This window comes from Nocardia sp. NPDC051981, from assembly GCF_040680715.1.
GTDB lineage: Bacteria > Actinomycetota > Actinomycetes > Mycobacteriales > Mycobacteriaceae > Nocardia.
Genome location: NZ_JBFAXK010000044.1, coordinates 17,645 through 38,339, shown reverse-complemented (window position 1 = coordinate 38,339; position 20,695 = coordinate 17,645). Strand labels below are relative to the sequence as shown.

Here is a 20,695-nt window from a genome sequence, read left to right as displayed (position 1 = left end):
CCGATGGTACTGCACTCGACAGGGTGTGGGAGAGTAGGACACCGCCGGAACATCCTTCGCGAAGGCCCCCAGCTCATGCTGGGGGCCTTCTGCGTATCCAGGCACAGGTCAACCAAATCGATACGTGCCCAACACGATCCAGCACCGAATAGTCTCTATGCGCTTCTATTGGCCGAATCCAATCACGCTGCAAGCTCTCAAAGCCGCGGGCTGGACTCCACGTCGCCGAGTAGACATCACCGAATGGATCGACCGTCTGAAAGCCGAAGGCTTCCACGTCTCCCGCCCCGCGGCATCAACTCTCGAATCCTTCGGCAAACTCGCCCTCCGCCCCCCTGACCTCGCCGGCGCCCTGTGGCCTCCCGACCCCCTCTTCTTCGACCCCATCGACGTAGCGACCGGCATGTACGACCGCTACGCCGATTTCGAATCAGCCCTCGGCCACCGCATGACCCCCCTAGCCGCCAACGCCACCGGCACAACCTTTCTCCTGATGCTCGACAACGGCAACGTCGTCTCCGACGGTATCCTGGCCCTCCACCTCCTGGGCCCCACCTTCCCCCAGGCCCTCGACCTCATCCTCCGCCGCCACCGCACCCCCGACCAAATCCTCACGTACCACCGCGGCCGGCCGATCTCAGCAGCCCGGCAAACCCGAGCATCCTAGGCGTCGGCACAACCTCAGATCAGATGACAACCGCCTATGCCAATGTCTCGGATCTCACTGTGCCGCTAGGCAATACGACATCAGAGACCTTCCAGAGAAGCGAGCGTGACCGCCGAGGGGCAGGTGTGCGGCTCGATCTGTGTCGATCAGTCGTGGTGACGGGTGCGGTCGGCCCGTCACCACGGTCGAGTTCTGTCTCCTAGCGCAAGGTCATCTGCGCCTGACACCTTAATCCCGCAGGTTATGCAGGGTCGTCGAAGAGGCTGTCGACGGTGCTGGCCGTAATGGATTTATCCAGCCAGTCGAGGAGACGTTCGGGATCTGTGCAGGACGTGATGCGCTCACGGGCCGCGGCGGTGATGGTGATTCCGTTTCGCTCCAGTGTGTGAATGACGGCTTCGGCAAGCCCCTCTGCACGTCCTTCAGCGAGTCCTTCAGCATGTCCCTCAGTGCGGGCCTGGGCGCGCAGGCGCTGGGAGGTTTCGGAGCGGAAGAAGGAGAGGTCCACGGTCATCAACTGCCTCCAGAGTCGTCCGGCCGGGCCTTTGCCCAACCCGAGTTCAGTGAGTTCGGCGAAGATCAGTGCGTCGTCCTCGTCGATTTTTGCAATGCGGTGGCCAGTGTTTTCAGTATGTCACCGATGCCGGGGTCGTTGGCATGGGTGATCGCGGAGAGGGTGGCCAGCGGAATGTCGCTGACCGCCTCCTGCAGATCGGTCACCGGCCGCCCGTTGTGCGGGCCCAGGACCAGGGGCCGGACGACGAGGCTGGCCCACTGACGTGGGCCGATATGTTGTGGACGGGCGGCCCACGCCGCGGTCGCGGCGTCCTGGCATACGACGAGCAGGACCGGGTGCAGGTCGTACTTCGCGTGGACGTGTGCGAGGTAGTAGGCCGAGGCGCTCGGCTTGCGCTTGTCGTCTCGGCTCTGAGCCTCCACCAGCAACAGGAATGGGCCTTCATTGGTATCGACGCGTAGGAGTGTGTCCACGCGCCGCTCCAGTGGTTCGATCTCAGTGAGATCGTTGGGTAACAGCGCCACGGTATTCGGTTTGGGGAACGGCAGATTCAGCGCGTCGAACGCGCGGCCGAATACGTCCGGGTGGCGTTGGAAGAGCCGGTGCATCGCTTCGTGTTTGGAGCCGACCATGCGATGAAGCTATCGCGTCGGATCGAATGTGTGTGCGATTGTTGTGATGTCGTCCGGACCCTCCCGATTGGCATTGGGCTCGGCGGGTTGGAGACCGGGCGCCACAGGAAGGCGTGGGAACGCCCCCTCGTGCTCGTTCCTCGCGTCGAGCCTCTCATCTGTGGGAATTTCAGTTCGGTCACCCCGCTCGCTCCGGTGAGGAGGCCGACCGATCGTCGCAAGTCTGCGCTGGCATGGTCGCTGTCAGCCGGGTCGGCCGCAGCACTTCTTGTACTTTTGTCCGGAACCGCACCAGCAGGGTTCGTTGCGGCCCGGTGGCCAGGGTGTGGCGGGGCCGGTCCTGATCAGCTCTGCCGCGAATGCCGCTCGGGTAGCTGGTTTTTCAGGATCGGAACCGGTCCTGGTCGTGTACTCGGCGAGGCTGTCCGCGGTGGCGGCAACGATGGAAGAGGACAGGCCGGGTTCGGCGCTGCGCAAGGTTCGTTCCACAGCCTGGCGGTGTTCGTCGAACGTGCCGTAGGAATCCTGCAACGCAGGCCACCTCCGAATGGCCCGTGCGAACTCGGGTTCCGGAAAGTACAGCATCGCCGCGGGAATCGGATGTTGCCGCTCCGGCCGGCCGAGGCGCTCGAGTTTCTCGATCCACTGGTGGCGGTCCCGGTCCACGCCCAAATCGATGTGGTCCTCGGGCAATCCCAGCTGCTGTCGGACGCGGGCGCGACCGGATCCCAGCCGGAATCGGCCCAGCGTTTCGTGAGTATCATTGTCGGACACTGATATTCGTGACCGGGTCAGACCCGCCTCGAACCAGCGCAGCGCCTCGTCCCAGTCCCCGCGATCCTCGAACGCCTCTCCGGCGGTCTCGTATACGAGGTAGTCGTCCGGCCCTTCGGCGAACACCACATCCAACAGCTTCAGAGCTTCCCGCTCCTCCCCGTGCCCGAGCAGGAGCGTCGCCAGCCAGACTCGCGCATCCCCGGCGACCCGACCACCATCGGCAATCGCATCCAGATAACGCCGCCGTGCGCGCTCGAACTCGCCGGCGAGTGTCCAATACGACGCCGCCTCACTGAGGTTCTGCGCCCGCTCCGAGGGTTCTCCATCGGCGGCTTCCTGCTCGTAGTCTCGCGCGATTTCCTCGGGCGCTGCTTCGTCACCCATGAAGTCGTCGGCGAGAAGGCCCAATTCGTCACGCAGCCGCGCATTCTCGGCCTCCAATCGCTGCACCTCACGACGCAGTGCGCGGTGCTCGTCGCTCGTGTCGCCCGACATCGGACTCCTCTCTGCTAACAGTCGACCGGACATTTCACCACGACTGACTGGTCTCCCCGACTCTCCGGTCTCAGGGGTTCGCACCTGTTACGAAAGGGTCCAAGACCTGACGGAGTTGGGTGGCCGACACGATACTCGGCACCACGCCGCGGCGGTACGGGTCCACGGTCGACAGGTCCGAGGCGCGCGACAGCGTGGTGTCAGTGTCCAGCGCATCGAACGGGAACTGTTCGCCTTCGATATCGACACTGGTGATCTGCCGACCGGTGTGTGCCTCGTGAACAGCGATGCGGTACTCGCCGTGTCTCAGCTCTATCTGTCGCTCCGGGCCGTCGATCTGAACCGCTGAGCAGGTGACGTTCTTGACGAGGTCCCCATCCCCGGAGGACCGAACCGATCGCGGAACGGACCGAGTTCATGGAGGCCCGAACCCCCACCGGTCGGAGTGTCACCCTGCTTACGGGCATAACGAATTAGAGCGGTTGGTCCGCATGATGAGTCGAGCCCGTCGGCGATGGATCTGTCGGTGTGGTCACCTAGTATTTTCACCGCCCCACCCGGTCTCCTCGAGGAACGTGAGGTCATGCGGTTCGAGCAGTTGGATGCCCTGCGGAGGCACCATCCCGCCTGGCGACTGCTGCGCGCTGACAATGCCCCGTTGGTGCTGTCCTTCCTCGGCAAGGTGTTCGTGGATGAGAATGTCCGGGCCATCTCGGCGGCCGAACTCGAGAGCAGGCTCGATGACGAGCTCTACGCACTCAACGAGCGGCTCGGGGAGGGTACCTTTCCCAAACCGCCGACGGCGTATCTGAATGATTGGGCCACACCGGAATCCGGGTGGCTGCGCAAGTACTATCCGCCGGACTCCGACGAAGTGCACTATGACGCGACCCCGGCAGTGGAGAAGGCATTGGCTTGGGTGAAGTCCCTGCAGGAGCGGACCTTCGTCGGCACCGAATCCCGCTTGAACACTGTCTTCGAGCTCCTGCGGCAGATGGCGTTCGGTACGGAGAACGATCCACAGGTGCGCTTGGCGGAGCTGCAGCGGCGGCGGGACGCGATCGACGCGGAGATTCAGGCCGTGAGCCAGGGGCGGTTCGAGCTGTTGGAGCCGGCGGCTCAGCGCGACCGCTATCAGCAGTTCGTCTCTACGGCAAGGGAACTGCTCGCCGACTTCCGCGAGGTGGAGGCGAATTTCCGGCAGCTCGATCGGGATTTGCGCGCGCGGATCGCCACCTGGTCGGGTGCGAAGGGGCAACTGCTGGATGATCTACTGGGCAGCCGGAATTCGATCGCGGAGTCCGATCAGGGCCGTAGTTTTCAAGCGTTCTACGACTTCTTGTTGTCGCATGACAGGCAGGTCGAATTCGCCGAACTGCTGGCCAAGGTGCAGGTGCTGGAGGCCGTCGAGGTGGACCCGCGAATGCGGCGAATCCATCACGACTGGTTGGCCGCGGGCAGCCGTACCCAGGCTACCGTTCGGCTGCTGTCGGAGCAGCTGCGCCGGTTCCTCGACGATCAGGTGTGGCTGGAGAACCGGCGCGTCATGGACATTCTGCGCAGTATCGAGTCGAATGCGTTGCAGGTCAAGGATATCCGTGATCCGCAGGTGGAAGTGGAGGTCGACGCCACCGCCCCGGAGGTGGTCCTGCCGCAAGGCACCCAGCGGGATACGAAGGCGAAACTGACCGCCTGGCTATCTTGATCGCGAGGGCAACTCGATCAAGTGGCGGCAAGGGGAACGTCCTGTTGGCAAAGAAATTTCTACGACCGAGTACGGCGACTACCGGCAGGCGTAGCGGTGTTCTGGTGCTCGCTGCCGCGGTAGTTCTGATCGGGTCCGTGGCAGGAATCGGTATCGCCAGAACCGCACCGACAGATCCGCCTGCTGCCGCTGCACTGGATCGCTTCACCCATCAACAGTTGGAGTGGGGTTCGTGTGAAAGCGATCTCTTGGATCGAGCCGGCACGCAGTGCGCGAATGTAATGGTGCCGCTGGACTATGCCGAGCCGAAGGGACGCACCATTTCCGTTGCGATCTCACGAGTGCGGGCGACCGATCCGACCCACCGGCGAGGGATCTTGCTGTCGAATCCGGGTGGGCCCGGCGGCCGTGGGCTGGACTTGCCGGTGCGACTCGGTCGAGCAGCGCCGTCCTATCCGTGGGGGCTTTATGACCTGATCGGTATGGACCCGCGCGGAGTGGGTCGATCAACGCCGGTCCACTGCGGATGGTCGATCGGAGACTCGTTCCAGTCGGCAGGAGCGGACCTGGTCAGGTTCGGCGAATCCGTTGCGACCCAAGCCGATTTGGCAGCACGGTGCCTCGCTGCCGACAACGGTATGTTGCCCCACATCACGACTCGCAATACGGCACGAGATATCGACCTCGTCCGCACGCTGCTCGGCGAAGACCGGATCAACTATTTCGGGATGTCCTACGGCACCTATCTGGGCGCTGTCTACACACAGATGTTTCCCGATCGCACCGACCGAATGGTGCTCGACAGCGCAGTCGATCCGGCGCGCTACGGCAGCGACGCGATGATCCAGGATCAGGGAGCGCCGCTGGAGGAAGCGCTCGACGCGTTGGCCGACTGGACCGCCGCCCGAGCCGATCGGTATGGGCTGGGAACTACTCGTTCCGATGTTCGTGCTGTGGTGTCCGGTCTGATCGAACAGGCTGCCCGCCAACCGATTCGGGTCGGCGCCTACGACGTGGACGATCATTGGCTACCGTCCGTGTTGTTCGGCTACCTGCACGACTCCCGCCGGTTCGACGACGCGGCGAACGCTGTTCGGCAGATCGCGGACGCCGCCGCGGGACAGTTGGCCGAGCCCAGCGCCGACTTGGAGCAGACGCTGAGTGGGTTGTTGACCGCGACAACGGATGACGCCATCGCATCCGCGGAATCCTCGACCGCTGTCGTGTGCGGTGATGTCGGTGCGCCGCGCGACCCCGCGTGGTATTGGCGCAATGTCGAAGCCAGTCGCGCCGACCAGCCGGTGTTCGGGCCACTGGTCAACAACATCTCCCCATGTGCGTTCTGGCCTGCGCCCGTCGAACCACGTGTCGACGTGCACAATGCCACGCCTGTGCTCATCGTGCAGGCCACCGGCGATCCGGTCGCGGCATACCGAGAAGGCGTCGGTATGCACCGAACCATGACCGCGTCACGGCTGGTGACGCTTCGAGACGTCATCGTGCACGGAGCGTTCACCGTCCCGAGTAGCTGTGTGAGCCAGGCCGTCGAAACCTATCTTCGCGACGGTGGTCTGCCTGCGGCCGATCTCACCTGTCACGCCGACTGACTTTCGATACGACCCTGCACCTCGGCACGACCATCCGGGCGAGCCTCCCGGGTGCGACGCCGATGTTGTCAACTGGCGCGGTGGTGTGGCGGTAGTGACGGCGCCTCCACGCTTCGTTATCGCGTGGCTGTCGGCGTCTCCCACAGGATGGATCGGGCGAACTCGACGCCTTCCGGGCTTAACCGGCGTTCGAATGTGCCTCGCTCCCACAGTGTCAGATTCATTCGGTCGAAGAGATCGTTCAGGTCTCTGGTCCTGGAGGTGAGGTCGCGCCCGTTGAGCGGGCTGCCGTCGGCGCGCGTCCAGCCTGCGGCTGTGAGGATTTCGGCGACCGTGTGTTCGACGCCCTCGGTGACGCCTGCCGCGATGGTTATCAGGTACAGCAGGGGCGTCTCTTCGCCGTACTTCCCGATCTGGGTGGCGGTCCTCGCGGCCAGGTGAGACCACAGCCCGACCGGATTGTTCACGAGCGCACGACCTTTAGGGGTAGGCAATAGCTTGCCGCGGTATTTGCGGACCAGGCCCATGCGTTGCGCCGACTCCCGCAGCAGCGCCACCGGCGGTGTCAGGTCCTCCCGATTGCCCTTCCCGATCCACCGCTCGTCCATGCGCAGTTCGTCGAAGACGGCCGCCACCACGGCGGGTGGAAGATAGCCCGCCGCGGTCAGGGTGGCGCCGTCGGTGCCGATGTGCTCGAGGAGGACGGTGTAGGGGCGTACGGCTGGGGCGGCGACCGCCTCGTCGATGTGGGGCGGTGCGTCGAGTGGTATTCGATTGATCAGCTGCCGCACGTGATTTCGCGCTGCCGGCGGCATTGTTCGCATCAGTGTGACGACGTCGCGCATGAGCTCGGGAAGATCTGCCTCGGCCGAGTCGCCCGGTCCCACCGGTCGCAGTGCCGGAGTCGGGGTGTCGAACTCGGCGAGACTCTCGTTGATCGCGTCCCGGTCGAATGGCACCGGTGCGTCGTAGTCCATATCGATGTCCTCGCCGTACATTTCCCGATATTCGGCGACCGCCATCGCATGATCAGGATGCTCGGGATCTGTTGCCGCGACGGCCAATTCGTAGCCACCCACCCCGCCGCAATCCTCGGGCGGGCCAGGCCGGCGACCATCCGTGCACCGGGCCCGCGGCGCGCCGGGCTCGTTTGGCAGAACAGCCTCCAGCGAGACCGTGTGCTGCCAGTCGTCACCGAAGTCGTAGCAGTAGTGCAGGATATCGCCGACGTCTGCCAGGACCTCATCCAGTCGGACGTGCTCCTCCGGGATTCCGGGTTCGCCCTGCTCGGCCTGAAATGGGCACAGGTAGTACTCGGTGCGCCGGTCGTAATACCGCGGCCCGCTTCCGAACTGGTGCAGGTGACTGTCCGTCCAGCCGAACGCGATTTGAATGACGGCGTGAAGTTCGTCGAGAAACAGATCCGACGAGAGTTCGAGCCGTCGCCAGAGCGGCGGTGCGGTATCCGCGAGTTCGATCCGAACACGATACGTCACCAAGTCGCTGCGCCGCGGTCGGCGCCGGGACGGCACCGGCGCCTCATCGACGCCGCGCGGCCCCGCCGCGCCCAATTGCGCGATCAGGGCGGTCAGATTTTCGGGAGGAAGGTGTGCGAGCACTTTCTCGATGGCCTGCTGCGGGTCGCGTGGCATGCCGGGAACGCTACTTCACTGTCGAACGGTGGCGGCCGGACGGAGTGCATGCGTGCGCGTCGATCGGATCCACCAGTTTTCCGACGAGCCGAGATCTGAGATCGGGGTGGTTCCCGAGAACGAGTCGGGACGGACAAGATCGGTCATGTCGATCGCCTGCGCGAAATCTGCTCGGTCGATCAAGTTGCGGACGGTCAGGTAGTCTTCGGCCTGCTGCTGTCAGCGAGGGAGCTGCCTCTTCAGGGGGTTGTTTTGACTGAGGTAGGGGATGGTCTAGCCGTGTTGCGGTCGGAGATCGCTGCGTTCTATGCCGGATTCGGGCAGCCGGATTTGCTGCGCCGCGCCTATGACGATGCGGTGTTGCTGGTGCCGTTGATCGACGATGACAAGGTCTACACCTCGCGGGTTCGGGGAATCGATTGGATCTGCGCGTTCACCAGCTTCGAGGAGTACGCACGCTACATGGTTGCTCGCGAAGTGCTGGAGGATCAGTCGTACCGCTATCAGCGGGTGCTCGGGGCGAGGCTGATCGCATGGGCGACAGCGCGACCCGAGCCAACAGGGGTGTCGATCGACTGCGTGGGGGCGCAGCCGGTGGCGTTCCCGCCCGAGCTGTCGGACGAGGTTATCGAGGGGCGATGGCGTGACTGATGAGTTGAAGGTCGATCCGGCGGTGCTGACGCAGGCGGCGAATGGGATCAATTCGATCATCGGGGGACTGTCGGATCTGGGGATCAAGGAGACCGGCGCGATGGGGCGCGGGTTCGCCCTGCTGGCATTGTCGCCATTGCAGGCGGGTAAGGCGTCGGTGCAGTCGACGTTCGAGACATTCTGTAACCGGTGGTCGTGGGGTGTGCGGTCTTTGGTGCAGTCGGCCAACACCATGGCGCAGACGGTGGGGTTGGCGGCGGGTCGCTATCAGATGATGGATGAGCAGGCCAAGGATGCGCTGAAGGAGGTGTATTCGCACCTGTTCTCGGATCCGCACCTGACCAAGGAGCAGATCGATAAGCGGTCGCTGTCGGAAACGTTGTCCGACAACGGTTTCAACGCGCTGATGCATCCGGATTACAGCGCCCAGTCGTTCCGGGACATGTCCGACCAGATGCGCCTGGACGCCCAGGTCCTCGAGACGGTCGCACCGCAGGCGGCGGCCAATGTCGCTGCCCTCGAGAACCCCGGAGCGATCGTAGCCCCCACGCCCGGTACGACGGCCGCCGGCTGGAATACGGGTGCGCTGCAGCAGGCAGCGCAGATCCTGACTCCCGAGCAGGCGGGGCAGCAGGGCGGTAAGGGAGGCCGGTAGGTGGGGATCGGGGACTGGTTCAACAATGTCGGGGACTCGATCGAGCACGCTGTCGATGCGGCCGAGACGAAGGCCGGCTCGATCCTGGACAAGGGCGCGCACACGGTCGCGGACTTCGCCCGCGATCACGGTGCGGGTGGGGTCGCCGATGCGCTCGACGATATCGGCGACCAGATCGCCGACGTCTTGGGCGGGGAGATTGTCGAGAAGGAACTCGGCCAGACCAAGGACAAGACCGAACTGATCCACGGCGAACCCTCGGCCATTCACGATGTGGCCGGCAAGCTGCGGTCGATGTCGTCGTCGATCGAGTCGACCGGGGATGCGTTGCGCACCATCGATGTCGCGGATTGGACCGGCAAGGGCGCGAGCGCGTTTCACGCCGAGTTCGACAAGCAGCCCAAGCTGTGGTGGACGGCCGGGGATGCGTTCACCAAAGCGGCCGCACACCTGGACAATTGGTACTGGGCGCTGGAGACCGCGCAAGCCAAGGCGCAGAACGCGATCGACAAATGGGACGCCGCGGATAAGGAAGAGAAGGCGAAAAAGACGGCGTGGAATGCGTTGTCGGACAAGGACAAGAAGCACACGCCGCTGGTCGACACGTGGACGTCGATGCGCAGCGAGGCGCGCGCGATCCTGAAAAACGCCCGCTCTCAACGCGACGACGTCGCCTCCCAGGTTGTCTCTGGATTGCAGACCGAAACCCGGGAAGCCCCGACCGAGCCGCCGCTGTCGCAGCGATTGAGCGCGGACTTCGACGACCTGAAAGGCGTCTACGACCACGGCAAGCTCAGCTTCGAAACCGGTCTGCTGACCTCGTTCTCCTCGATCGTGCAGTTCGCGCGCTCGACCAACATCCTCGACCCCTACAACATGTCGCATCCGGCCGACTACTTCTCTCACATGGCCGATCTGGGTACCGGGATGGTGACCGCGGCTGCTGATCCGGGCGCGGTGGTCGATGCGATGCTGTCGGACGCGCGCAAGAATCCGTTCGAGACCGGCGGCGCGATCACGGGCAACATCATTCTCACCGTGGCCACCGGCGGCGCTGGTACCGCACCCAAACTCGCCGCGGAGACGGTGGAAGAGGTCACCAACACCGTCCGGGTCACCAAAGTCGCCACCGATGTGCTCAAAGACGCCCCAGGCGCTGTACCCAAGGGAGTGCCGCGCATCGAGACTCCCTCGATCCCCGGCCGCACGACACCGGGACTGGATCGTCCCGTGGAGCCCTCGGGCGGATCGGGAAACCCAGCGACGACTCGACCGAATGCTGTGCAACCGGGGGCTTCTGCACCGCAGTCACCGGGTGCCGGTGTGCCGAAGCCGGACGCTTCTGGCCCCAGCCCTGCCGGCACGCCAGAGGGCGGTCCGGTGGCGGCTCCGCACCCGGACAGTGCTGCCCCGCAACCGCATCCGGTCGATCCCCACCCCGGAGTCACGGAACCGGCGGGAGCCTCACCAGTCCGCACTGATGCGCCAGCACATCCCGAAGACACGGTCCCGCAACCCAATCCGTCCGCAGAGCCCCGGCCTGGCGATGCCAGTCACGAGCCATCCACTGCGGGTCCACACGCTGAGCAGCCAGGGCAACCCGGTCTCGCGACCGACCAGCCAGGACAACCGGGTCTGGCGACCGAACGTGCGCCTGGCGATGGATCACCTGCGCCTCACGCGCAACCCGAAGGCCTGCGTACCGAGCCCGAACCGGGCCGCCCCCACCCCGATGCGGATCCCGGCGGACCGCACCCGGACAAACCTGGTGACGCACAGCCGGAACGCGCGCATAAACTGGTCCAGGCAAGCCCGCGCCCGGACTCGGACACGCCAACGTCTCCGCGCAACGAGCCGAATTCCCATGCACCGCATAGTGAAACGCCCAACGCGCCCCATCCGCCTGCTGCCGATGACCGGCAGCCCCCTGCCGAGCACGACCCAGCCCACAATAATGACCCGAACGGTACGCATCCCGGTGGGCACGACCCGCAGTCAGAGCATGCAGCGCCGTCGCACGAACACCAGCCCGAGCCCGTACCCGACGGGCAGCACCCCACCTTGGAAGACCGTGCCGGCGCCGACCGGCATGCCCCGGACCACGCACGCAGCGGCAGTCCCGAAGACACCAGCGATCTGAAGCACAAGACCTGCACCGACGACCCCGTCGATATCGCCACGGGCGCGTTCCTGCTCCCGGAGACCGACATCGACCTGCCCGGCGTGCTCGGCTTGGTGCTGCGGCGGACCCGCCGTTCCAGCTACCGCTACGGTCGCTGGTTCGGGCCCTCCTGGTCGTCGACACTCGACATGCGTGTCATCGTCGACCAAGAAGGTGTCATCTTCCTCGGTGAGGACGGTGTGATGCTCGCCTTTTCACACGCCGGGGCCGGAGAACCGATGCAGCCGGTGTCGGGAGGCCGTGGCTGGACCCTGATGCGCACCGAGGCCGGCGGCTACCAGGTGCGGAATCTCAAGCGGGAGCTGATCTTCCACTTTGCGGCCGAACCGGGACTCGATGGTCTCGATGCCCGGTTGGGTAACTTCGCCGTATCGGCTATCACCGACCGTCACCTCAACCGTATTCGCTTCCACTACAACGCGGACGGTGTTCCGACGTCGGTGTCGCACTCCGGCGGCTACCGCGTGAACATCGATACCGTCGCGGGCCGAGTGACCGCGTTGACCGTCGTCGGAAGCGATGGAATCGGAACCGAGATTCACACGCGCGTACGGGAATTCACCTACAACGCCGGGAACTTGGTCGCGGTGACCAACGCGGTGGGCGCGACTATGCGCTACACCTACGACGATCAGGCACACATGCTGTCGTGGACCGATTCCAACGGCAACAGCATGCTCAACACCTATGACCAGGCCGGACGCGTGGTGCGCCAGCGCGGCACCGGCGGATTCCTCAACTGCGACCTGGACTACGGCGACTTCCCGGACGGCACCGGCCACTTCACCAGTGTCATCGACTCCCTTGGCGCGATGACCACACACGGTTTCGACCGCGATCTACGGCTGCGCGATGTGGTCGATCCGGCCGGCGGGCACACGCATATCGATTACAACACCGAACGCGAACCGCTGAAGGTCGTCGGTCCTGACGGTGCGACCACCCACTATGTGTATACCGGCACTGGTGATCTGGCCAGGATCGTGCGTCCGGACGGATCGACGATCGACATCGAGTACGCGCAACCAAACCGGCCCGCCGCGATCGCCGACGCCGGCGGTGCCGTGCGTCAGCACGATTGGGACGCTGCAGGAAACCTCGCCACCGTGACCGCCGCGGGCGGTGCACGCACCGAATACCGCTACCACCCCGGCGGCGCTGTCGCCGAGATCCGCGAATCCACCGGTGCACGCACCAGTATTCAGGTCGACTCAGCCGGATCGCCGATCGCTGTGACCGACCCCAGCGGTGGCACCACCCACCTCGAACGCGACGGTTTCGGACGCCCCATCCAGGTTACTGATCCGTTGGGGGCGGTGACCCGCTACGAATGGTCGGCGAATGGAAAGCTGTTGCGTCGCACCGATCCCGATGGCCACGCCGAGTCGTGGACCTGGGACGGGGAAGGCAACCTGCTCACCCACACCGACCGCGCCGACAACATGACTTCCTTTACCTATGGCGCGTTCGACCTACTCGCCTCCCGCATCGAGCCCGACGGATCGATAACCCGCTACCAGTGGGACACCGAACGCCGGTTGATCGCCGTCACCAACCCGCTCGGGCATACCTGGAGCTACGAATACGACCGGGCGGGGAGACTCGCCGCCGAAACCGACTACAACGATGCCACCACCCGCTACACCCACGACCGTGCCAGGCGCATCGCCAGCATCACCACCGCGAACGGAGACATTCGCCGATACAGCCACGACGTACTCGGACGGGTGACCGAGGTCGCCGCTAGCAGTGGCGAATGGCAGCGCTATCTCTACGATCCCGTAGGTCGGGTTCTCACCGCAGCCTCTGGTATCGGCGAAAACCCTATCCATACACTGGAATTCAGCTACACCGCGACCGGACAGCTGGCCTCACAACGGCTCGACGACCAGCCCCCAATGGAATTCGCCTACGATACCCACGGTCGCCGCGTCAGCCGCACCACACCGAGTGGTGCGGCCACGGACTGGCAGTGGGACTACACCGGGCGAGTTCGGGGCATTTCGGCCAACGGCCACCACTTGACCTTCGCGTACGACGCAGTCGGCCGATCGACTGGCTGGTGTGTCGGCGAAGTCGCCGTCAACTGCACCCTGTCCGATATCGGCCGCGTCACTGCGCAGCAGGTCATTGGATTCCCCGGCTCCACGCTGAACCTCGACTCCGCCTCCGTGGCACGGCCCGACCCGCGAGACTTGCGCAACGAGACCTTTGTCTACCGGCCCGACGGCTACCTCACCAGCCACACGATCAGCCGACCGGGAAGCGCACCGCAACAGCGGGACTACACACTCGACGTGATCGGCCGGGTCACTGCACTCGCACAGAATGGCTCGTTGACCTCGGCATATTCCTACGACCTGCTCAGTAATATCATCAGCGACGAGCAGCCCGGGGGTTCGCAAAGAGCAGCCATCATCGGTACGGGATCCGTGGATGTGCGGATTGCGGAATCCGTTGTCGAACAGAGAAACTCGGTGAACGATCGCCGGGAGTATCAGCGGAACCTGTTGATCAGGGATGGACGCACCCGCTACCACTACGACGCTGCCGGTCGACTCGTTCGCAAGGTCACCACACGGATCTCGCACAAACCGGAGGTCTGGCACTACCGCTACAACACCTTCGACCAACTCACCGACGTCCGCACGCCCGACGGACAGTGGTGGAACTACACCTACGACGCGGCCGGCCGCCGAACCACCAAGCAACGCCTGAACTCCGACGGCACCGTTCTGGAACGCACCGACTACACCTGGGACGATACCTATCTCGTCGAACAGGTCACCACCGAAGCGACCATCCGCTGGCACTATCAGCCGAACTCGCACACACCGATCACCCAGACAACTGATCAGGCGACAGTCGACCAGGCGTTCTACGCCGTTGTCACCGACTTGGTAGGCGCACCAACCGAACTCATCGACCCAGCCACGACAGAGATTGTCGCCGTGGCGAACACTAATCTCTGGGGTGCCACGACATGGCAGGGTGATGCCGCGACACCGCTCCGATTTCCGGGGCAGATCCACGATCCTGAAACAGGACTTCATTACAACCTGAACCGCGTCTACGATCCCGCTACGGGGCGCTTCCTCACCCAGGATCCGCTTGGCTTGGCACCGGCACCCAACCCTGGTGCGTATCCGCATAATCCGACTGTCTGGGCGGACCCGTTAGGTCTCATCCCAGCGGGCTGTCACCAGAACGGTGATGACAAGCTCGCCGGTAGTGGTCCCAAGCCAGGGGTCATCGAAGCAAGTGATCGGGTGAAATCCTTCGCCGCATTGAACAACTATCATCCCCCTGAAGGTATCGAATTTGTATTCGACCCAGATAATGGACGATTCGCAGTAGGAGATGTGGCAAAGTATGCGCGAGCAATGCGCGGAAGTCCGCATGAGCAGCTCGCGATTAGCATCGGCGCGGACCCCGGTAGGGTAGTCGGCGGGCTGTTCTGGAACAGCGTTGAGGACGGAATGAGAACTAATGAGATGAGTGGACATTTCTGGCAGAACTGGACCAACGATATCCGCCAGCAATTCGTGGATACGATGAGGGGGTACGGATTCAATGTCGAGCACCACGCAGGGATGTGACACGCCGGGCATGTGGCTTCCGGTCGTCCGCTATCGATCCGGGCTGTGGCTAGGAGTCGTCGACAGCGTGCTGTATATCGGTACAGATCGCGAGCCAACCAGGCAAATCGATCTTGCAAACCCAGTTGGGCTACTGCCATTACTGGAGCTCGAGCTGGATCAGGTCATGCTGACTATCGGTCAGCAGGAACGCGAGTCTGGGCGAGCCTCCGGAACCATTTCTTCTCTCATCTCACCGGCAGCCTTGTTGCGAACGGCGGTCTCGATGCGGAGCGAGTATTGGACAGACCTTGCACTCGGCTGGATCGCATCATTGCCTAGCATCGAAGAAGTCTCGGAAACACTAGCTGGGCTCGCGATAGCGAGCTGGGCAAGTCAAACTACCCGGCACCGCGCCCAAAAACAGCTGAACCGACGGTAGTCTGAGGTGCCCCGAGGTCTCGTTCGTGAGCGTGTGGATCGTCTTCGATCGGGGTGAGTGCCGCCGAGTCGGGGCGTGCGCGTCATCGACGCCCGCGACGATCATGCACCGGAATTCCAGCCCATTCATTCGGTGCATGGTGCCCACGGACACTTGGTGATCGGGACGGACTTTCCGGGTTAGCGCCCGTGCGGGCAGGTCAGCCGCATTGAGGTGTCGCCCGATTTGCTCGGCCATCCAGTTGATACGGGTGGCTACGCCTGTCTCCTCTGGAGTCACGCCGTCGGCGATCCACTTCCGCACTGTGTCAGCGATGTACCTCTGACTCGGCCTCCGCGCTATCGAATCCAACCGGCTTCGGTGGTGCGCCGTGGATTTCGGAGCGGCATCCAGCGCTGGTCTCCAGCCCGCCATCCATATCGTCGATGGCTTCGCCGCGGAGCAGCATCGGGCTGAAGGCGAGGATCTCGGCGGTCGTCCGGTAGTTGATCGACAGCCGCCGCGAGCGTCCGCTGACGTCGATTCCGGTATCGCGCAGGCTGACTCGATCGTCGTAGATGCGCTGATGGGTATCGCCACGATGGAGCAGTCGTCGGCTCCGACCGCAACGGCGGCCCCAAGGAGCCCCTCGGAGGCCTTCGCCAAGTCAGCTCGCCACGCCGTCACCGACATCCATGGTCAGGACACCCAGAGCAGGATCCGGTGTCGGCGTAAGTCGATCCTGCTCGGCCATACATTTGTTGTTTGATCGTCTGTTCTTCGTGTTGACGCCTTCCATGGGGCTGCTGCTGTAGGGCAGGGTCCCGACCCGCGCCGACGGCAGCGTGGTCGAGTCGGCGAGATGCCGCCGATGAAATCGGAACCGGCACTCACAATGTGGTCGCGGATGTGCTGGGCGCCATGCTGAGGAGGTGTTTCGCGAGGTGGCCAGAGATCCTGGGTTTGTCCTGGAGGGGCCGATATTCGAACCCAGTTGAGTCGGGACATCGGTCTGCTGCTGCGTCGAGGTGAGATCGAAGTGACCACTGCCGTGCGGCTCGTGTTGGTGGAGTGACCCCACAACGATTCGATGTAGCCTGGATTCTCGCGGCCCGCCGAGCACCGAGTATCCCTCGTCGCTGCTTCCACCCGCATGTCGATCTCGGGTGTTCGTTGTGGGAGAGTCATGGCGCTGGTGCGCGGCAGTGTGCGGCAACTATTGGAGCTGGCGGATTCCGGACAGCTACCTGCTCAGCTCGAGGAACGAGCCGCGGCTGAATTGGGGAGTGCGGTCGGGGCGGGTGAAGTTCGATCGTGGCGAAAAAGCCTGTCGGCATTTCTTCGTGAAGTCGATGGAGCGGGTCTCGGCGATGTGGAGGCGCTGCTCGAACACCGCTTGCCACATAGTCCGAAGCGTGTCGACGTCATTCTGTGTGGCGTTCGTCCAGCAGGCGGCGCGGCGACCTACGTTCTGATCGAACTGAAGCAATGGTCGGAGGCCGAGCTGCTCGCCCGGGATCTGGTGCGGGTTCCGTACTACGACGATCCGGTTCTGCATCCGGTTGCCCAGGTGCGCCAGTACTGTCGCTACCTGGTCGATTTCACCCCAGAACTTGAACGCCGTCCGGGAGCTGTCAGGGGACTCGCGTTTCTGCACAATGCGACTGCGGCGGGGGTCGGATCGCTAATCGACGATGTCCCGGACGAGTTCGGGCAGCTGTTCCTACGTGAGGACCGGAAGCGACTACGCGAGTTTCTGACCTCGGTGCTGGATGTCGATGTGGACAGGGATCGAGCTCGAGGCGTCGCGGATGAGTTCGTGAGCTTCCCCAATCGCCCGACCAAGAAACTGTTGGAGTTGGCGGCCGCCGAGATCGAAGATCGAGAGCAGTTCGTGCTTTTGGACGAACAGCGGGTGGCGTACGAGACGGTGGCTGCCGCGGTCAATCGAGCGTGGGAAGCGGAGCGTTCGCGTAGGGAGGGTTTGGCCGTGGACCAGAAGCGGACAGTAGTCGTAGTTGTCGGCGGTCCAGGCTCCGGAAAGAGCGTGATCGCGCTCGGTCTTCTCGGGCACCTTGCCCGGAAGCACCTTGCAGTCAATCATGCAACGGGATCCAGCGCTTTCACGCACACGATGCAGAAACTGGTGGGGGCCAAAGGCCGATCGCTGTTCAAGTACTTCAACGACTACTCCGCCTCGCGGCCGGGCGAGCTGGACGTGCTGATCTGCGATGAGGCGCATCGGATCCGGACGAATTCGGCGAACGGCGGGAACACGCGAAACCGCGCTGGTCGCAGAACCCAATTGGACGAGTTGATCAGCGTGGCCTCGGTGCCGGTACTGTTCCTCGACGGCAACCAGGTCGTGCGCCCCCACGAGGCAGGTTCGCTTGCCTCGATCAAGGCGGGTGCCAAAGCAGCAGAATGCCAGGTTGAGATCGTCCATTTGACAAGCCAATTCCGTTGTGGAGGTTCTGATCTTTTCGAGGAGTGGGTCGATCGGCTGCTCGGGATCGGCGGCGATGCGCCGATTTCTTGGTCGGCGCTGGCAGAGAAGAACGAGGACACCTTCCTCGTCGGGAGCGTGGATGCACCTGCAGCGCTGGAGGAATGGGTGCGAGACCGGCACCGGAACACCCAAGGGGTGGCGCGGCTGACCGCTGGATTCTGCTGGGGACTGGACCAAAAAGCCGATGGTGCGGGGTGACGATCGGAGACTTGTGCACGACGTGCGAATCGAAGGCTGGAGCCGTCCTTGGAACGCCTTCCCAGGTTCACGAGTACCGGGTGCGCCAGATTCGTACTACTGGGCCTTCGAGGAGGGCGGAATGGACCAGATCGGCTGCATCTACACAGCGCAGGGCTTCGAATATGACTGGGCAGGTGTGATATTCGGGGACGACTTCGTCCGCCGCGGTGATCGGTGGGTGGCACGGCGGGAACACTCCTACGATGCTGAGGTCAAGAAAGCCGATGATGCTCGGTTCCCGGAGCTGATCCGCAACACCTACAAGGTCCTCCTGACCCGCGGTATGCGTGGCGCGTGTGTGTACTCGACGGACGAGGAGACGCGGTCGTTTCTTGAGCAAATGACTGCTTAGCGCGGGAATCTCCACTCCCGCTTGACACTCCGGCAGGCCGGTCGGTCTGTCCAGCGTCTTGTCGAGTAGTGTGATTGCGCGGCCCGCCGAGCACCGAAGCACCACTTCGTCGCTGCTCCCACCCGCATGTTGTATTTCGCATGCGTCCGTGGGGGTGGCGAGTTTGGTTCTGGTCCGAGGTAGTGGCGAGTACCTACTGTCGGAGGCGCAGGCCGGGCGCCTCATCACGCTTCTCACCGATCAGGCGCTCTTCAAATGGGGACATCGCGTTGGGACATCCGAGCAGGGCTCCTGGACCAACAGCTTGCCGGCTCTGCTGAACGTTCTCGTCGACGCGGGGCTCGGCCAGGTCGAGGTGCTGATCGAGTACGGTCTGCCGCACAGCCCGAAGCGGGTGGATGCGGTGCTGTGTGGCGTGCACCCGAGCACTGGAGCACCGAGTTATGTACTGGTCGAACTGAAGCAGTGGTCGACGGTTGAAAAGGTCACCGAGGACCTCGTCGAGATGCCCGGGCGTAAGAAGAAGATGCTGCACCCGGTCGAGCAGGTTCGGCGGTACTGCGAGTACCTGGTGGACTCCACGCCCGCGCTCGCTGATCGACCTGAGGTCGTGCGGGGCATCGCATTCCTGCACAACGCGCGCTCGCGTGCCGTCGCAGCCCTCGACCAGTATGAGCCGACGGCATTCGGGTGCTTGTTCACGCTCGATGACCGTGGGCAGATGGTCAACCATCTCACGGCGCTGCTGGATACTGAAGGTAGTCGTGAGCATGCGCTTCAGGCTGCGGATGACTTCCTACAGTTCGAGCACGCACCGACCAAGCCCTTGCTGGACTTGGCGGCCAAGGAGATCCAAGAGCGGGAGCAGTTCGTTCTGCTGGACGAGCAGTGGATCGCCTACAAGCTCGTCATGCAGGCCGTGGCCAGGTCTCGCGCCGGCAACACCCGAACCGCTGTGATCGTGTCCGGTGGCCCAGGATCGGGCAAGAGTGTGATCGCCCTCAGCCTGCTCGGTGAATTGGCGCGCCAGGGTCGCCGTGTGCATCACGCGACGGGCTCGAGCGCCTTCACCAAGACCATGCGGAAGATTGCCGGTCGGCGAAATCCGCGAGTGCAGACGCTGTTCAAGTACTTCAACAACTACATGGGCTCGGCGCCGCGCGAATTGGACGTCCTGATCTGCGACGAGGCGCACCGCATCCGCGAGACCAGCGCCAACCGATTCACCAGCGCAGAGTTGCGGTCGAAGGGCCGCAAGCAGATCAGTGAGCTGCTGGATGTGGCGTCGGTGCCGGTGTTCCTGCTCGACGAGAACCAGACCGTGCGCCCGGGCGAGATGGGTTCGCTGGAAGAAATCACTGCAGCAGCGGAGGCAGCTGGTTGCGAAGTCGATATCGTGTCGCTCGACGGCCAGTTCCGTTGTGGTGGTTCAGATCTGTTCGATACATGGGTCGAGCGGCTGCTGGGGTTGGATCCATTACAGCCGGTCAGCTGGCAGGAACTGACGGCCGATTCGGATGATCAGTTCCGGGTTGCGAGCGCGGTCTCGCCGCCGGCGCTCGAAGCCTGGCTGACGAACCAGAGCGAATCTCACGGTGGGACTGCGCGCATCGCCGCGGGATACTGCTGGCCGTGGAGTGATCCGGAGACGATCGGAGACGGCAAGCATCTTGTCGACGACGTACAGATCGGAGATTGGCGGCGGCCGTGGAACGCCAAGCCGGAGAAGCGGGTACCTGACGCGCCGGAATCGTATTACTGGGCGTCCGATGATCGGGGATTCGCTCAGATCGGCTGTATCTACACTGCCCAGGGATTCGAATATGACTGGGCGGGAGTCATTTTCGGTAGGGACTTCGTCCGCCGCGGCGATCGCTGGGTGGCTCGGCGTGGCCAATCGCACGATCCTGCCGTGCGGAAAGCATCAGACGAGAATTTCGAAGAGTTGGTCCGCAATACCTACAAGGTCCTCGTCACCCGGGGAATGCGGGGCGTGTGCGTCTATTCCACCGATCCGGAAACGCAAGCCTTCCTGGAGAAGATGACGACGTGATC

The 20,695-nt window shown here is 63.7% G+C and carries 13 protein-coding genes and 1 pseudogene; 10 read left to right on the top strand and 4 right to left on the bottom strand.

Features of this window, described 5'->3' with window-relative positions; all coding sequences use genetic code 11:
- Positions 1-124 precede the first annotated feature (124 nt).
- Positions 125-667, top strand: coding sequence for an SUKH-3 domain-containing protein (locus tag AB0L60_RS40725; protein WP_364625699.1), 543 nt, complete (start codon positions 125-127; stop codon positions 665-667).
- 241 nt (positions 668-908) lie between these two features.
- Here the strand turns inward: AB0L60_RS40725 and AB0L60_RS40720 are convergent, their stop codons facing one another.
- The 3 genes from AB0L60_RS40720 to AB0L60_RS40710 all read right to left on the bottom strand — a co-directional run bounded on the left by AB0L60_RS40720 (position 909) and on the right by AB0L60_RS40710 (position 3,088).
- Positions 909-1,181 carry a hypothetical protein gene (locus AB0L60_RS40720; RefSeq protein ID WP_364625696.1) on the bottom strand — a complete coding sequence of 91 codons (273 nt, stop codon included), beginning with the start codon at positions 1,179-1,181 and terminating at the stop codon, positions 909-911.
- 65 nt (positions 1,182-1,246) lie between these two features.
- Complete coding sequence (locus AB0L60_RS40715) at positions 1,247-1,816, bottom strand: hypothetical protein (RefSeq protein WP_364625693.1); 570 nt, start codon at positions 1,814-1,816, stop codon at positions 1,247-1,249.
- A 243-nt stretch (positions 1,817-2,059) separates the two neighbouring features.
- On the bottom strand, positions 2,060-3,088 hold the full coding sequence (locus tag AB0L60_RS40710) for an SEC-C metal-binding domain-containing protein (RefSeq protein WP_364625690.1): 1,029 nt from the start codon (positions 3,086-3,088) through the stop codon (positions 2,060-2,062).
- A 583-nt stretch (positions 3,089-3,671) separates the two neighbouring features.
- Here AB0L60_RS40710 and AB0L60_RS40705 point away from each other — a divergent pair.
- Positions 3,672-4,742, top strand: a pseudogene (locus AB0L60_RS40705) (DUF3375 domain-containing protein); the annotation flags it as partial.
- A 332-nt stretch (positions 4,743-5,074) separates the two neighbouring features.
- Positions 5,075-6,400, top strand: coding sequence for an alpha/beta hydrolase (locus tag AB0L60_RS40700; RefSeq protein ID WP_364625705.1), 1,326 nt, complete (start codon positions 5,075-5,077; stop codon positions 6,398-6,400).
- 116 nt (positions 6,401-6,516) lie between these two features.
- Here AB0L60_RS40700 and AB0L60_RS40695 read toward each other — a convergent pair whose 3' ends face one another.
- Positions 6,517-8,052: a plasmid pRiA4b ORF-3 family protein gene (locus AB0L60_RS40695; protein ID WP_364625687.1), complete on the bottom strand. Its 1,536-nt coding sequence runs from the start codon at positions 8,050-8,052 to the stop codon at positions 6,517-6,519.
- Between the two features lie 282 nt (positions 8,053-8,334).
- Between AB0L60_RS40695 and AB0L60_RS40690 the strand changes: the two genes are divergently transcribed.
- The 7 genes from AB0L60_RS40690 to AB0L60_RS40660 all read left to right on the top strand — a co-directional run bounded on the left by AB0L60_RS40690 (position 8,335) and on the right by AB0L60_RS40660 (position 20,693).
- Positions 8,335-8,703, top strand: coding sequence for a hypothetical protein (locus AB0L60_RS40690; protein WP_364625684.1), 369 nt, complete (start codon positions 8,335-8,337; stop codon positions 8,701-8,703).
- A gap of 4 nt (positions 8,704-8,707) precedes the next feature.
- Positions 8,708-9,358, top strand: coding sequence for a hypothetical protein (locus AB0L60_RS40685; protein WP_364625681.1), 651 nt, complete (start codon positions 8,708-8,710; stop codon positions 9,356-9,358).
- Positions 9,359-15,139, top strand: a complete 5,781-nt coding sequence (locus AB0L60_RS40680) for a putative T7SS-secreted protein (RefSeq protein ID WP_364625678.1) — start codon at positions 9,359-9,361, stop codon at positions 15,137-15,139.
- A 791-nt stretch (positions 15,140-15,930) separates the two neighbouring features.
- Positions 15,931-16,308 (top strand): hypothetical protein, encoded by a 378-nt coding sequence (locus AB0L60_RS40675; RefSeq protein WP_364625675.1) that lies wholly within the window; start codon positions 15,931-15,933, stop codon positions 16,306-16,308.
- 417 nt (positions 16,309-16,725) lie between these two features.
- Positions 16,726-18,246 (top strand): DNA/RNA helicase domain-containing protein, encoded by a 1,521-nt coding sequence (locus AB0L60_RS40670; RefSeq protein ID WP_364625672.1) that lies wholly within the window; start codon positions 16,726-16,728, stop codon positions 18,244-18,246.
- Positions 18,233-18,640, top strand: coding sequence for a DNA/RNA helicase domain-containing protein (locus AB0L60_RS40665; protein WP_364625669.1), 408 nt, complete (start codon positions 18,233-18,235; stop codon positions 18,638-18,640). Before AB0L60_RS40670 ends, AB0L60_RS40665 begins: the two co-directional genes overlap by 14 nt.
- A 148-nt stretch (positions 18,641-18,788) precedes the next feature.
- On the top strand, positions 18,789-20,693 hold the full coding sequence (locus AB0L60_RS40660) for a DNA/RNA helicase domain-containing protein (RefSeq protein WP_364625666.1): 1,905 nt from the start codon (positions 18,789-18,791) through the stop codon (positions 20,691-20,693).
- The last annotated feature ends 2 nt before the right edge of the window (positions 20,694-20,695 follow it).

Excerpts from the sequence above, each read along its gene's own strand:
- AB0L60_RS40720 (WP_364625696.1), bottom strand. The coding sequence starts at position 1,181 with ATGACCGTGGACCTCTCCTTCTTCCGCTCCGAAACCTCCCAGCGCCTG.
- AB0L60_RS40715 (WP_364625693.1), bottom strand. The coding sequence starts at position 1,816 with ATGGTCGGCTCCAAACACGAAGCGATGCACCGGCTCTTCCAACGCCAC.
- AB0L60_RS40710 (WP_364625690.1), bottom strand. The coding sequence starts at position 3,088 with ATGTCGGGCGACACGAGCGACGAGCACCGCGCACTGCGTCGTGAGGTG.
- AB0L60_RS40700 (WP_364625705.1), top strand. The coding sequence starts at position 5,075 with ATGGTGCCGCTGGACTATGCCGAGCCGAAGGGACGCACCATTTCCGTT.
- AB0L60_RS40695 (WP_364625687.1), bottom strand. The coding sequence starts at position 8,052 with ATGCCACGCGACCCGCAGCAGGCCATCGAGAAAGTGCTCGCACACCTT.
- AB0L60_RS40670 (WP_364625672.1), top strand. The coding sequence starts at position 16,726 with ATGGCGCTGGTGCGCGGCAGTGTGCGGCAACTATTGGAGCTGGCGGAT.
- AB0L60_RS40665 (WP_364625669.1), top strand. The coding sequence starts at position 18,233 with ATGGTGCGGGGTGACGATCGGAGACTTGTGCACGACGTGCGAATCGAA.